We start from the raw sequence: 13,908 nt of genomic DNA on the forward strand, positions 1-13,908 counted from the left end.
AATTCGAGTTTTGAGATTGGTTACGGTAGAATCTCACGCTTTCAAATTTACGTTAGGAATCAAGACAAACTATGAACCATAACCGTATCGTCTGCTTCGATTTAGAAATGTGCTGCTGGAATGAAAACGGCGTGGGTCGCACGGGCGAGATCATTGAAGTTGGTTTGGCTGAAATAGATTTGTCGAAAGGTGAAATCGTAAAGCGCGCGCAATACTACGTGAAACCAGAACACGATGAAGTGTCTCTGTTCTGCGCCGAGTTAACGGGCATCACACCGCGTAAGATTGAAAAGCAAGGTCGACCACTAGAAGAAGTTCTCAAATCGATGCTGAAGAATTTTGGTGGCCGCAATAAGATTTACGCATCATGGGGACGTGATGACCTTATCTTGCTTGAAGAGTGCCAACAAAAAGGCATTGATGCGCCATTTACCGAGTTCATTAACCTAGCAACCTTGTACCGAATTCAAAATCGTCTTAAAGAAAAACGTATTGGACACAGAGCGGCGCAAGAAGCCAAAGGTATCGAGTGGGAAGGTCGTCAGCATTCCGGTTATGTGGATGCATACAACTTGGCAAAACTTGCACTGACCATGCTATAAGCTTCTGTTTTCATAAATCTTTCATTGGATTTCAGTCTGCTCGTCATGAGCCAGCTCTAAATTAGTTATTAATAAATAACAACAATGTTGGCTAGACTCTTGCGGAGATGACGATGTTTGATTCGGGCAAATCCAGACTAGAGATACAAAAAACGCGCTCATGAAGCGCGTTTTTTATTGGTTCTTATTTTTGTTGAGGCTGTATTTTATTGAGGTAGCGCTTTACTGAGACTGCAATTTCGCGCGGATAAAGTCGCTGTGGTCGACGTAGAGTAGCTCTGCTGTTTTGCGAATTACGGCATCTTCCAATGGGTCAATTTCACCGTCGGCGTACGCCACTTCCCACATACTTTTAATCAGTTCGTAGCGGGTTTCTTGTGAAAGCTCACGCAGTTGAGACGTAAAGTCATAAAGGGAAGTCGATTCACTCGATCGATTCTGAGCCTGATTCAGTAGGGTATCGGTCTCTTCTTCCGTCAGGGAAAGCAATTTCATGATCAAAGAGCGTTTGGTTGCTTGCTCTCTTTCATCGATTTGATGGTCCGCACCAGCCACTTCACAAAGCAAGCAGGCTATCGCCATATTGGGTGACAGCGTGTTGGATTGGCTAAGGTCCGAGCCTTCTATAAGTTGTTTAAATAATGAAGTAAGCGAATTAAACATGTTGAGCACCAAGCTGTTATCTATTTATTTAAGATGGTAATGGTTTGAGCAAATCTCAAGGTCTTGATGATATTTGATCAAGATCTCATACGATTGAGATGACATTTATGCTCAATACAGTATTTGACCGCCAAAAAGCGGATTTATTCCTCAACCTTTGTCGGCGGGAAATCGATTGAATCGCCTTCGCTCGTTAAGATACTGATATTATTTGGCTTTCCGTCTTCATCCAATCTCAGCTCGCCAATCGCACTTTGGTTCACGAGTCGATAAAAATTGTGGTTGCTTGGTGCGCGTTTAAAAATCTTCAAACGCTTACGTTTGGTAAACAAGTTCAATGGCGAGCGAGGGCTATACAGCAGACGATCCATTGCATCACATGCGCTCAGAAGTTGCGCTGGAAACTGGTTCTTAATCCCACTACACGTAATCTGATAGATGTTTGGACTATTACGGCGAAAACGCAATTTGATGTCATAGGCGAAAGAGTAGTGTACATCGCCAGAGAGAATCACGAAGTTAGTTGGGGTTTTGGTATGAGTGAAAATACTGATCAATGTATTCGCACTACCCGGATGCGCCATCCAGTTCTCCGCGTCGATCAACAACGGCTGACCAAAACTGGTCATGATGCGTTGCAGCGTCTCAATAAACTTCACACCAAACATGGGCGCAGCAGAGACGATGATCACTTTGTCTTGATGCATCAATTCTTGCTGGAATTCAATCAAAGCTTCCCAATCCATCAAGCCCGACGGTTTATTCATGCGTGATTCTGAACGCCAACGACGAGTACGTGTATCCAATACCACCACTTTTGGTGAGGTGTGAATCGTGTAGTGCCAATCTTCAAAACGATAGAGGTACTTTATGAACTCGTCTTGAGATTCTGAAGTCAGCTCTTCAAAGTAACGGCGCGCATGCTCCATAAAAGGGGAGTTGAATTTTTCTGGCGCGTTGCCCCAACCTTGGCACAGCCAGTAAGCGATCAGGCTGTTACCGATGATGCGATGTGAGAAGAGGTTCTCATTGGCTGCTTTTTCCCAGCCAACCGTTAGGTTCCAATCGTCGGTCACGTCATGGTCATCAAAGATCATGTAAGTAGGAACGTGAGCGAGCAATCGCTGGACTTTATCCAAGCCTTCGACAAACGCATCGATATGGACTTTCTCATCACGCCAATGTTGCTGCCATTTCGGCTCTAACGCTTTTCCGCCCGTTGTAAACTCTCTTTCCAATAAACGTTCACGATTGACTAACGTCCATGTCACTGGAGACCAAACGAGTAGGTACATCGCAAACAGCTCGGCAAAACTGATGAGATGGTTTTCGCATTCACGTGAACTGAAAATAGGGGTGCCACGATGAGGGAAGAACTTGCTAAGTAAGCTGCCATCGTCAACGTAGTGGGGCAGAATGTTATCTCGGCCATAAAAGCAATCTGGGCTTTGATACAGCTCTTGCGTGTTTTTAATTGGTGCTTGCGCGAACTCTTCATCAGGCAAGCCTAGCAACTCGACTAATTGCTCAATCGCATCCAGCATTGGACCTGCTACATGATCGGCATAGATTTGGTCGCCGCTCATGATGAGCATATCAGGGCGGTCTTCTATCGGTTGGCTAGCAACTTTTGCGTCAGCTTGAACTAGTGTGTCTTTACTAAAATGATGTGGGTTACGACATGAGCCATGCAGGACATAATCGGCTTTTTCACTGATTAGGAACTCCACACCTCGTGCTGAATCTGTGTCTTCACCGTAGACAAGGTGGGGCATCAACTCGGTTAACAAACCGGATTGGGTATGGATTTGATAGCGCAATGCTTGATGGGTAGGAAACTCACCTTGCAGCGTGAGCATGCAAACCCAAGCGCGTTTACCAACTTGTAATAGATGCTCTGGCGATACTGGTTGAGAGTAATACTGTTCCCCTGTGGTTGCATCGCTGATTTCAACCAAGCCTTCGAGAGGTTGCGTCGTCACCAACCAAATGTTCACTTCCGTTGCGGTGACTTTTCTTAAAATCGGACCGGCAACAATCAGAGGAAGAGAGGAAAGTTCGTTGGTGTTGAGCGATGTCGGCAAAGCGGTTCCTTAATATTTTGAATCAGTGTTCTGAATCTTCTTCGAGTATTTCGATAACTTGCGAACTACTAAGTTCATGTCCCATCAGAAATAAACCTAACATAGCATCGGCTTTAGATGCACTGTCGCTGTCTTCATCGAGAATTTGCTGTAGACGAGTACGGATCAGGTCGATTTCATGATCAACAAAACCGCGACCTTCTTCTTCGCCTTGGCCATCTTCTGGTGCGTTATCGAAATGCATAAACAGCATGTCACCATCAAGAGTGGTGCTTTCCAAGCGTTCTGGTAGCCATTCTTCACCCATCACGATATCGGGGTCGCTACCTTCCGGCAAGTTGTTGATTATGGAGATGAGTTCGGATGCTTTCACGATAAACTGCGGCTTTGGTCATTGGTTTTCTATTGTATCGGCGAATCTGGCAAAAATCTAAATCTCATTGCTGAGAGAAGAGAGAATTTTGACCGTTTCGTGTTTGATTGCGTGCAGAGTAATCAACCAATGAAAAAGAGCTCGTTTCCGAGCTCTTTGTTAAAGGGGGAGGTTGGGTTATTGGCAGCTGCCTTCAAAAGTCCATAGCCAATAGTTATCGAATGGATTTGCACCCCAGTTGTCTTGTGAGGCGACAAAGTGATTGCCCCAGTATTTCACCGCCGTGCCTGCAGGGTAGTAATAGTACGGAGACCATTCTTCGAGGTTTGCACATTGGTCTTGTGGAACCGGCTCTGGTTGTGGCGCTTCTAACTCTGCGCTCACTGCCACGTAAACGTCTGATGAGCCTTGAGTGTTCGCCGCGAGCACGTAGATATCTGTTCCTTTAATACCACTGAAACCGCAATACTCGTGGTTACCTTGGTTAGTCGAAACGCAGTCGTAGTCAGAAAGTGTTGCTGGACGGTCGATTGCAACATACATGTCGACATTGCCGTAGCCATTGTATGTTTGCACCCATACCTCATCAGCCGGAGACTGACGCAAGACAAACTGCTGTTCGCCATTCGGTGTGATTTCAACAGGTGTTGGCATATTGATCTCCAACTCTGTTGTCTCTTGCTCTGGATCAGGGTACGGTGTTGGCGTTGGTTGTGAATCGCCGCAGTTCATTACTTGCACCCCAACTTCTGCGAACGCTGAGGTTACCGCAGAGCCATCGTATCCAAGTTTTTGTGCTGCTTTACAAACGCCTTCCGCACCTTGTTGGAAGTTCGAGTTTGGTTGCCAGTAAAGTTGGTTAGCCGTCGCATAAGCAATAAATGCTTTCTTGATGTTCCAATTTGGGCTCATTGCCAAATGGTAGAAGGCTTTGTTGAAAATGCCTGAGCTGTGGTGCACATCGATGCCATTGTAGTATTGGTTGATATGGTCGATTGAGGAACCGTCATGGCTTGGGTTGATGAAGTAACGCATAGCTGGCGAGTATTTCATTACGTGTTCGCCCATCTTCCAATTAAAGCTGCCATGCACATATTGGCTAAGTGCTGCAGCGGCGACATCGGAAAAGGACTCATTCATTCCGCCTGACATACCGCGATATTCCAACCCAGAGTTTTGCTCGGTAAAGCCATGGCTAACCTCATGGGCAATAACGTCCCACGTTGCCAGTGGGTACATTGAGTTATTGCCGTCACCAAAAGTCATTTGGCGACCATCCCAAAAAGCATTCCCGTAGTTCGACCCGTAATGCACACGCATTGTCAGCTTTTGACGAATAGGGCGAGCACCAATCCAATCTTGGTACATATCAAATACGCGTTGACCAAAGTAATGCGCGTCATTCATTGGAGCGTAGGCGCCATTTACTTCTCGATAGTTATTCACGTTACAGTCAAAACGATGAACTTGCCCACCCCATTGTTGGTTGTTCATGTTGAGGGTAATGACGTTTTCACTGTCCATTTGGCAGTATTGATTAACTTGGAATCCACCAAACTTGGTGTTGGGGCCAAAGTAGTAACGGCCGCTTTTGCGGTTGCCTCCGGGTCCTTCGGCTTCCAAAAACGCGATCCCATCCCATTGGTCGACGATCTCACCTGATTTTGCATCTACCAAAGTGATAGGGCGAGAAGGGCGGAAATTCTTAATCTGGATTGCATCGACTTTGTAAACCAACCGCGCGGTTTGTTGCTCATCTAACCAGACCATTAGCTCTGCCTGAGCGTCATCACTTGGCGAGTTTTCATTACTTGGAGATTTGCTTGCTGCGACACCTTGATGGTTGCCCGTTGCGATCTCAATGGCTTGCTTGCCACTGATCATAGGTAGGGTTGAATCAATATCGCTCTCGATGCCGACAACAACATCACCATCGACAGGCTGAGCAAATCCTCGACTAGAAAGATCGGCCACAACGGAGTGTCCGTAAACCGGTATGCCGTAATGGAGTTGCTGTTTGCGAACCAAAATTTGGTTACCGATCTCGACTCGATTGATGTCTTGATAACTCAGCTTAGTGTTCGCCGCGGAATAAGACGCTCGTTGTGTGTTATTGAGAGCCGTAGATAGATCCGTTTGTGAATGGTCCAGAATTTGTGCTGCATGTGAAGCAAAAGCGAAGGGCGCAAGCGTTAATAAAGTGACGTTTCGCATAGTTTACCTTTTATTATGTGTATTTATTTGCATAAGGAATGCGAGTGCAGGGTAAAGATAATTAAGTGATATGTTTAAGTGCAATTAGTTGAATATTTGACGTTAATTCAAAATAAATTTATAAATTGCTCAAGGTTTGTACTGTGATATGAAGGGAGATGGAGTCTTGTAGGAATTTTTACCCGATCTTAGACCAAAGTCAGATATACTCTTTTTCAATCGAGACCTTCTCAAATTACAGTGACATAGGAGAGCTATGAAACACCTAGTGGGAGCATCGTTAGCATGTTCTGGTTTATTGCTGAGCGGTTCGGCGTTGGCTGAAACAAAGCACGCGGAGCAAGAGTGGGGCATTGCGGCAATGTACCGAACGGCATCGATCCCGTTTTATACGGCCAATGATGACTCAACGGTGAGCACGTTTGTGCCAATGATGTTCTTTGAAAACGAACACTTGTACATCGACGGTATCGAAGGCGGTGTGTTCTTATTTGATGAGAGCGATTCTAACTGGCGTACCAGTGCCATCATGCGCTTACGCTTTGTTGATATTCCTAAATCCATTCAAAATGCGTTTGAAGGGGATCGTGTCGATTTCGGTGGTCAAATTCGTTATAACTTCGACGAAAACTGGCGCGCTGAATTTGAAGTCATGACGGATGACGAATTTCAATTTCACTCTAACTACCGTATCGCTGCTAACTATGAATTGGGCGATTGGGAGTTAGAACCCTCTTTTACCATTCGTTATAAAGATGCCGACTTCAACAGTTCGTACTACTCATTTAAAGATTCAACGGGTGAGAAAATTGGTGCGGGTATTGATGCGAATTTGGGTATCAAAGCACGTTACCACGTAATTTCTAACCTGTATCTATTGGGTGAAACCAGCATCACGCGTCTGGATAGTGAGGCGTATAACAGCCAAATCGTAGAAGATCGTTACCAAGGTGAAGTGTTCGTCGGCTTTGGCTTCTTCAACGATAAAGGCAAAGAGCGTAAGTCAGATCTGCGTAATCGTCCGTATCTCCGAATTGCACACGGTTGGGCAACACCTTCTAACATGGGTGACATCTTTAAGTTCAATGCTGAGAAAGATGAATACAATAACCAACTGACGTCGTTCTTCTACGGGCATCCGCTGACAGACGAGCTATTTGGCTTACCTCTAGATATCTATCTAACCCCAGGTCTTGTTCACCATTGGTCGTCAGACGTGCAATCTTCTAGCACTGAATATGTGATGGCGATTAAAGCGTATTACACCTTTAATTGGCCTACGAAATGGCGTTTTGGTGTTGCAGAAGGCATGTCTTACATCGATAACATTACCTATATCGAAGGGACAGAGATGGAAGAGAAGGGCTACACACCAAGTAACTTACTCAACTATCTCGATTTCTCATTGGATGTAAACGTTGGTGACCTGTTCAACCAAAAAGATTGGGAGAACATGTGGGTCGGTTACTCACTGCATCACCGCAGTGCGATCTTCGAGAACGCCTCTCAGTTTGGCCGTATCAAAGGCGGCAGTAACTACAATACGATCTACTTCCAGTACGATTTTTAAGCTTAGCTAAAAACAAATATGAATAAGCCTCATCTTGACATGAGGCTTATTTACTTCCTGTTAATTGGTAATTATTCTTATTTCTATTCTTCTGTATTCGTATTAATTATCTATTCAATTTAAAAACCATTCTAATATTTAATTGAATTGACACCTCTCTGACCTATTAATATTTCATTCATATAAAACGACGAATTGAAATATAAGATTGCATTTTGTATTTTTTAATAATTGACTGTGGTCAAGATTATCACCCCTTAAATCTACAAGGATATTAATAGTGGCGGGTGGCCATGCCTTAGTTGCTCAAGGCCTGTGCTATCTAGCTTAATTGATGGTTTTGTAGAAATGTTGCTTTGATTTGCCTTGTGTATTAATTAAAGCGAAATTAGATATTTTCAATGAATGCCTATTTTGAAAATACAATCTCTATGTCTTTTATTTCTAACGAGTGTTCTTTCCCCACTTAAAGCCATTAATTAAGCGCCACGACCAAATTCAAAAACGTAATTTAGGAAAAAACCATGAGTCAAAATGGTAAGTTTAATATTACTCGGCGTGATGCTTTAAAGGGCGGTTCTGCACTTGGCGCTTTGGCGTTAGCAGGAAACGCGCTTTCTCTCCCGTTTGCAACTAAAGCGGTTGCCAAAGAAACACCAGCAAAACCAAACGAAAAAATTGTCTGGTCGGCATGTACCGTAAACTGTGGTTCTCGTTGTCCACTTCGTATGCACGTGGTCGACGGTGAAATCAAATGGGTAGAAACCGATAACACGGGTGATGATGTGTACAACCACAATCACCAAGTTCGCGCTTGTTTGCGTGGTCGCTCTATGCGTCGCCGTGTTTACTCACCAGACCGTTTAAAATACCCACTTCTTCGCGTTGGTAAGCGTGGTGAAGGTAAGTTCAAACGCATCACTTGGGACGAAGCCTTTGACCTCATTGGTGATAACCTAAAACGCATCATTAAAGACCACGGTAACGATGCGGTGTACCTAAACTACGGTACAGGTACGCTTGGTGGCACAGTAACTAAGAGTTGGGATCCGAGCGCGACATTGGTTGCTCGTATGATGAACCTTTGTGGTGGTTACCTAAATCACTACGGTGACTACTCTGCAGCAAACATCGAATGTATGTCGGAGTACTTCTACGGTTCGTTCGTTGATAACAACTCGATTGACGATGTTCAAAATGCAGACCTATGTCTGATGTTTGGTAACAACCCAGCAGAAACCCGTATGTCGGGTGGTGGTCAGGTTCACAACTATGTGGATGCGAAAAACATCAGTCACACTCGCACGATTTGTATCGACCCTCGTTACACCGACACCGCAGCTGGCCGTGAAGACCAATGGATTCCTATCAAGCACGGTACAGATGCCGCTTTAATTGCAGCCATCGCCCATGTATTGATTACGGAAGACAAAGTCGATCAAGACTTCCTTGACCGTTACTGTGTGGGTTACGACCGTAAAACGCTTCCTGCATCAGCGCCAGAAAACGGCAGCTACAAAGATTACATCATGGGTAGTGGCCCAGATGGTATCGAGAAAACCCCAGAGTGGGCACAGCCTATCACGGGCATTCCTGCGGATGTGATTTTGAAACTTGCACGCGAAGTTGGCGATGCTAAACGCATTTACATTACCCAAGGTTGGGGCTTACAACGCTCAGCAAATGGTGAGCAAGCGTGTAAAGCGGTCATGATGTTGTCATTGCTACGTGGTCAAGTTGGCTTGCAAGGTGGTGGTACTGGTGCTCGTGAGGGTAATCACTCATACCCATTCCAACGCTTCCCGAAAGTGCCAAACCCGATCAGCGCATCTATCCCAATGTTCCTTTGGACAGACGCGATTTACCGCGGTACGGAAATGACAGATCTGACCGACGGCATTAAAGGCGTGCAGAAGCTACAAAACAACATCAAGTTTATCTGGAACTATGCAGGTAACTGTCTGATTAACCAACACTCAGACATCAACCGCACACACGAAATTCTTCAAGATGAAAAAGCGTGTGAAATGATTGTGGTGATCGACAACCACATGACGTCTTCTGCGAAGTATGCCGATATCGTATTGCCAGACTGTACAACGTCAGAGCAATCGGATTTCTGTATGGATGGTGCAGCTGCATCAATGCCTTACTTCATCTTTGCAAGCCAAGCGATTAAACCTCGTTTCGAATGTAAACCTATCTACGACATTATGTCTGGTGTGGCGAAACGCATGGGCGTGTTTGATGAGTTTACTGAAGGTCGCACTCAAGAAGAGTGGCTGCAATGGATGTACGCTCAGACCGTTAAACAAAATAACGATCCAAACTTGCCGTCTTACGATGAGATGAGAAAGCAGGGTATCTACAAGAAGCAGTTCGACCGTCCACACGTGGCGTACGAAGACTTCCGTCGTGACCCAGAAGCGAACCCATTACCATCGCCATCGGGCAAGATTGAAATCTACTCAGAGACGTTAGCGAAGATCAACGAAGAATGGGAACTGGACGAAGATGAATCCATCAAGCCACTACCAGAATACGTTTCGACGTTTAATGGCTGGGATTCTCCTGATCGTAAAGAGTACCCACTTCAGCTGACGGGTTTCCACTACAAAGCTCGTGCGCACTCTACGTACGGCAACGTCGACATCCTAAAAGCAGCGGCACCACAGGAACTTTGGATTAACCCGATTGATGCCGCGTCACGCAACATCGATAACGGTGACTTGGTTAGCGTGCGCAGCAAGTTCGGTGAAATGAACGTTCGCGTAAAAGTAACCCCACGCATCATGCCACACATCGTTGGCTTAGGTGAGGGCGCATGGTACTCACCAAATGGTAAAGGTGTTGACCAAGCGGGTTCAATCAACGTACTGACGACACAACGTCCAAGCCCGTTGGCAAAATCGAACCCGAGCCATACCAACCTCGTTGAAGTGACGCTAATTAAGAAAATGGGGGCTAAATAATGAGCACAGCGAAGCAGTATGGCTTTTACATTGATTCAAGCAAATGTACTGGCTGCAAAACATGTCAGCTCTCTTGTAAAGACAACAAAGATCTGGGTATCGACCGTAACTTCCGTCGTGTTTACGAATACGTAGGCGGCAACTGGACAGAAGAAAACGGCGCGTTTCGTCAAAACGTGTTCGCGTACTACCTATCGATTTCTTGTAACCACTGTACTAACCCTGCGTGTACCAAGGTTTGTCCATCAGGTGCAATGCACAAGCGTGAAGAAGATGGCTTTGTTGTTGTTGATGAAAGCGTGTGTATCGGCTGTAAATCTTGTCACATGGCGTGTCCTTACGGCGCACCTCAATACAGCGAAGAAAAAGGTCACATGACTAAGTGTGATGGCTGTTACGAACGTGTCGCAGAAGGCTTAATGCCAGTGTGTGTTGATAGCTGTCCATTGCGTGCGATTGAGTTTGGTCCAATTGATGAGCTACGCGCGAAATACGGTTCAAACGCGGATGTGGCACCACTGCCAGACTCTCGCATTACGAGCCCGAACCTGATCGTGAAGCTAAATCCAAATGGTCGCCCAACCAATGACCGCACTGGTTTCCTACAGAATCCAAGAGAGGTGAAATAATGTTATACGAAGCACCATTAGTTGCCTTTACGGTTCTCGCTCAAACAGCGGTTGGCGCGCACTTAACGGTTAACGCGTTCGAGAAATTCGGTAAGCCACCACGCGTGACAGAACCTCGTATGAACATCGCACGTTTCGCAATTTTGGTTGTGATGGGGTTGGGTTTCTTGTTCTCAACCACTCACTTGGGTAGCCCACTTCGTGCCTTCAACGCATTAAACCGTGTTGGTAGTGCGGCGCTATCTAACGAGATCTTAACGGGTGCAAGTTTTCTGTCTCTAGCGGGTTTGTACTGGTTGTTAACGATTCTAAAAATCGGCAGCGAAGGCGTGCGCAAAATCGTGAACTGGTTGTCTATCGCGGTTGGCGTGATTTTCATGTTCGCGATGGCAAATGTTTACCAAATCGAGACAGTGCCAGCATGGTACTCACCAATGACCACGGTAGCGTTTTGGTTCACGGTCGTGACTTCGGGTCTGATGTTTGGTTACACGCTGATCAACGTATTGGACGTGACGGCTGAGAAAACCAATCGTCGCCTAATGTGGGCCGGTGTGAGCTTGATTGCGCTGAACCTAGCGTTCTCAGTAATGCAGACCATTTACTTTGCAGGTATCTCAACGGCGATTCACAGTGGCTTGGATCAAATCACCATGCTATCAGGCTATGTTGCTGGTCACGTGTTGTTGCTTGTGGTTGCTGCTGCTCTTTGGGTATTCGCTGAGTTGTTTACCGCAGAAGGTCGTCAGAAGAACTTGCTGGTTATCGTGGCATTCGTTGCCTTGTTCGTCGCAGAGATTCTGGGTCGTAACGTGTTCTACGGCATGCACTTTACATCTGGTCTGTACTGATAGCCGTTATTTGTGCTGATAAACATTATTTGTACTGATAACAATTAGCAGAGTGGGGCGAGTGTTCGTCCCACCTCTTTTCCGTTTTACTTAATCGAAGAATAAAAACACCAGTCATCAAAGGTACTTCATGCAAATTTCTCAACTTGAACCACAAGATACCAGCATCGTTCTTAAGCTGTTTGGTGCACTGTTTTACTACCAGCCAAAAGATTACCCGGCGGCAAATCTCGATACGTTGCTGAGCAATACTGATACGCCAATCGAAGCGCTCAATGACATGCTACGCAGCTTTCAAAACGAGAGCGAAGAGGCTCTGCAAATGGAGCACGATCGCATGTTTGCCGGTATTGGTGAGATGCCAGCGCCACCTTGGGGTTCGGCTTATCTGGATAAAGAAGCGGTGTTGTTTGGTGAATCAACCATTGAATATCGTTACTTCTTGCAGCGTTGTGGTTTTGCTTTGGAATCTGACCAACGTGAGCCAGAAGACCAGATCGGCTTGATGCTGATGGTGTTAGGCATGTTGATTGAAACTGATCAACAAAAACTGGCGGCTGAAATGCTACGCGAACACTTGATGACGTGGTTTGGTTTTTTCAACAAACGCTTCAAAAAAGCGGTGACGCTCACGCCTTACTCAAAACTGTCGAGCCTTACTGAAGAATTACTTCAATCCTTGAGTGAGCAATACCAAGTCGTTGTGCCTGCAAAGAGAGATTACTCGGATGCGCCAGTCTGAATCGGTTGATCTAAGTAAGCGACGTCTGTTTTCGTTTCGTCGCGCACCAGTGGAACAAGCTCAAGAGCCTCGTGTTAAAGCGAGACCGCCTTATGCGGTGGAAGAGTCGATGTTCACTCGGCTTTGTGATGGATGCGGAAAGTGCGCTTCTGCATGTCCGAGCCAAATCATAGAAATGGTTGATGGCGTTGCCGCGTTAGACATCAGCTACTCGGCATGTGATTTATGCGGCGCGTGTAAGTCGGCGTGCCCTACATTGGCGCTTTCAAACCAAACAGAGTCTACAGGCTTGATAGCAACTATCTCGAACAGCTGCGAAAACTTATACGGTTATTGCGGCAGTTGCGAGGACAGTTGCCCATATGATGCTTTGCAATGGCAAGATGATGTCAAACCTAAAATTGACGCCGCCAAGTGCAAAGGTTGCGGACAATGCGCGCAAAGCTGCTACAACAGCATGATCAACTTTGACTTAAAACGATAAAAAAGGGATTGGCGCGAACCAATCCCTTTTTGTTTGTACTCAATTCTATTTAATCTTACGCCAAGGTTGCCAATTGGCTTTGCGCGTCTGAAATGCCTTTTGCTGCTGCGTCTTCGCCCATGTTTAGCGCTTCTGCGTAAACAAACTCCACATCCGTAATACCAACAAAGCCCAATACTGTGCGTAGGTATGGTGTCATGCTGTCAGTTGGGGAGTCTTTATGAAGACCGCCACGGGTGGTGACTACGATTGCTTTCTTACCTTCAATCAGACCTTGAACGCCATTTTCTGTGTATTTGAATGTCACGCCTGCACGAGCAATCAAATCAATCCAGTTTTTAAGCTGAGTTGGAATCGTAAAGTTGTACATTGGTGCTGCGATAACCAAAGTATCTGCTGCTTTGATTTCTTCAATTAAGGTATCAGATAGGTCAACCACCGCTTGTTGCTCTTGTGAAAGATCTTCTGTTGCACGTAGTGCTGTTGCAACTGAAAAGTCTAAAACTGGCAGTGGATTTGCAGCTAAGTCACGAACCGTTAGCTTATCTTGGTCTACATTTTTGATGAAGTCTTCAACCAGTTTGTTTGATTGAGAGTAATCGCCAAGGATGCTTGATTTAAGAGCTAGTACACGAGACATATGGATTTCCTTTAATAAGTGCTTTCGGCTATGTGATGCATTATAGGCAATGCTCAGCGACTCAAAACCCGATGGATTTGCTTA

At 45.6% G+C, this 13,908-nt stretch carries 12 protein-coding genes; 7 read left to right on the top strand and 5 right to left on the bottom strand.

Translation table 11 applies throughout. From position 1 onward, the window contains the following. The first annotated feature begins 71 nt into the window (after positions 1-71). Entirely contained in the window at positions 72-602 is a 531-nt protein-coding gene (locus ATB78_RS09475) for a 3'-5' exonuclease (protein WP_005442698.1), read from the top strand. A gap of 222 nt (positions 603-824) precedes the next feature. Here the strand turns inward: ATB78_RS09475 and ATB78_RS09480 are convergent, their stop codons facing one another. From ATB78_RS09480 to ATB78_RS09495, 4 genes are all read right to left on the bottom strand, one after another. After that, on the bottom strand, positions 825-1,265 hold the full coding sequence (locus ATB78_RS09480; protein WP_005451837.1) for a TerB family tellurite resistance protein: 441 nt from the start codon (positions 1,263-1,265) through the stop codon (positions 825-827). Between the two features lie 143 nt (positions 1,266-1,408). Continuing rightward, entirely contained in the window at positions 1,409-3,349 is a 1,941-nt protein-coding gene (locus ATB78_RS09485; protein ID WP_061008512.1) for an alkaline phosphatase D family protein, read from the bottom strand. A gap of 22 nt (positions 3,350-3,371) precedes the next feature. Then, a complete protein-coding gene (locus ATB78_RS09490; protein WP_005442702.1) occupies positions 3,372-3,722 on the bottom strand; it encodes a hypothetical protein in 351 nt (116 codons plus the stop codon). 177 nt (positions 3,723-3,899) lie between these two features. Continuing rightward, on the bottom strand, positions 3,900-5,936 hold the full coding sequence (locus tag ATB78_RS09495; protein WP_061008513.1) for a M4 family metallopeptidase: 2,037 nt from the start codon (positions 5,934-5,936) through the stop codon (positions 3,900-3,902). Positions 5,937-6,192: 256 nt separating this feature from the next. Between ATB78_RS09495 and ATB78_RS09500 the strand changes: the two genes are divergently transcribed. From ATB78_RS09500 to ATB78_RS09525, 6 genes are all read left to right on the top strand, one after another. Next, a complete protein-coding gene (locus tag ATB78_RS09500) occupies positions 6,193-7,506 on the top strand; it encodes a MipA/OmpV family protein (RefSeq protein ID WP_061008514.1) in 1,314 nt (437 codons plus the stop codon). A 524-nt stretch (positions 7,507-8,030) separates the two neighbouring features. Further along, positions 8,031-10,478, top strand: coding sequence for a DmsA/YnfE/YnfF family dimethyl sulfoxide reductase (locus tag ATB78_RS09505; protein ID WP_061008515.1), 2,448 nt, complete (start codon positions 8,031-8,033; stop codon positions 10,476-10,478). Then, on the top strand, positions 10,478-11,107 hold the full coding sequence (locus tag ATB78_RS09510; RefSeq protein ID WP_005433785.1) for a DMSO/selenate family reductase complex B subunit: 630 nt from the start codon (positions 10,478-10,480) through the stop codon (positions 11,105-11,107). The genes ATB78_RS09505 and ATB78_RS09510 overlap by 1 nt, the downstream gene beginning before the upstream one ends. Continuing rightward, the gene (locus ATB78_RS09515) at positions 11,107-11,958 is read left to right on the top strand and encodes a DmsC/YnfH family molybdoenzyme membrane anchor subunit (RefSeq protein WP_009703242.1); all 852 of its coding nucleotides are present in this window, start codon (positions 11,107-11,109) and stop codon (positions 11,956-11,958) included. Before ATB78_RS09510 ends, ATB78_RS09515 begins: the two co-directional genes overlap by 1 nt. Before the next feature lie 130 nt (positions 11,959-12,088). Beyond that, on the top strand, positions 12,089-12,700 hold the full coding sequence (locus tag ATB78_RS09520; RefSeq protein ID WP_061008516.1) for a molecular chaperone TorD family protein: 612 nt from the start codon (positions 12,089-12,091) through the stop codon (positions 12,698-12,700). Then, positions 12,687-13,184, top strand: a complete 498-nt coding sequence (locus ATB78_RS09525) for a 4Fe-4S binding protein (protein ID WP_061008517.1) — start codon at positions 12,687-12,689, stop codon at positions 13,182-13,184. Before ATB78_RS09520 ends, ATB78_RS09525 begins: the two co-directional genes overlap by 14 nt. Positions 13,185-13,239: 55 nt before the next feature. Here the strand turns inward: ATB78_RS09525 and ATB78_RS09530 are convergent, their stop codons facing one another. After that, positions 13,240-13,824 (bottom strand): FMN-dependent NADH-azoreductase, encoded by a 585-nt coding sequence (locus tag ATB78_RS09530; RefSeq protein ID WP_005433839.1) that lies wholly within the window; start codon positions 13,822-13,824, stop codon positions 13,240-13,242. Positions 13,825-13,908: the final 84 nt, after the last annotated feature.

This window comes from Vibrio sp. CUB2 (assembly GCF_001557945.1).
Classification (GTDB): Bacteria; Pseudomonadota; Gammaproteobacteria; order Enterobacterales; family Vibrionaceae; genus Vibrio; species Vibrio owensii.

Bases quoted from the DNA above. Each gene is read 5' to 3' on its own strand.
- ATB78_RS09515 (WP_009703242.1), top strand. From the start codon at position 11,107: ATGTTATACGAAGCACCATTAGTTGCCTTTACGGTTCTCGCTCAAACA.
- ATB78_RS09495 (WP_061008513.1), bottom strand. From the start codon at position 5,936: ATGCGAAACGTCACTTTATTAACGCTTGCGCCCTTCGCTTTTGCTTCA.
- ATB78_RS09500 (WP_061008514.1), top strand. From the start codon at position 6,193: ATGAAACACCTAGTGGGAGCATCGTTAGCATGTTCTGGTTTATTGCTG.
- ATB78_RS09480 (WP_005451837.1), bottom strand. From the start codon at position 1,265: ATGTTTAATTCGCTTACTTCATTATTTAAACAACTTATAGAAGGCTCG.
- ATB78_RS09505 (WP_061008515.1), top strand. From the start codon at position 8,031: ATGAGTCAAAATGGTAAGTTTAATATTACTCGGCGTGATGCTTTAAAG.
- ATB78_RS09475 (WP_005442698.1), top strand. From the start codon at position 72: ATGAACCATAACCGTATCGTCTGCTTCGATTTAGAAATGTGCTGCTGG.
- ATB78_RS09520 (WP_061008516.1), top strand. From the start codon at position 12,089: ATGCAAATTTCTCAACTTGAACCACAAGATACCAGCATCGTTCTTAAG.
- ATB78_RS09510 (WP_005433785.1), top strand. From the start codon at position 10,478: ATGAGCACAGCGAAGCAGTATGGCTTTTACATTGATTCAAGCAAATGT.
- ATB78_RS09530 (WP_005433839.1), bottom strand. From the start codon at position 13,824: ATGTCTCGTGTACTAGCTCTTAAATCAAGCATCCTTGGCGATTACTCT.
- ATB78_RS09525 (WP_061008517.1), top strand. From the start codon at position 12,687: ATGCGCCAGTCTGAATCGGTTGATCTAAGTAAGCGACGTCTGTTTTCG.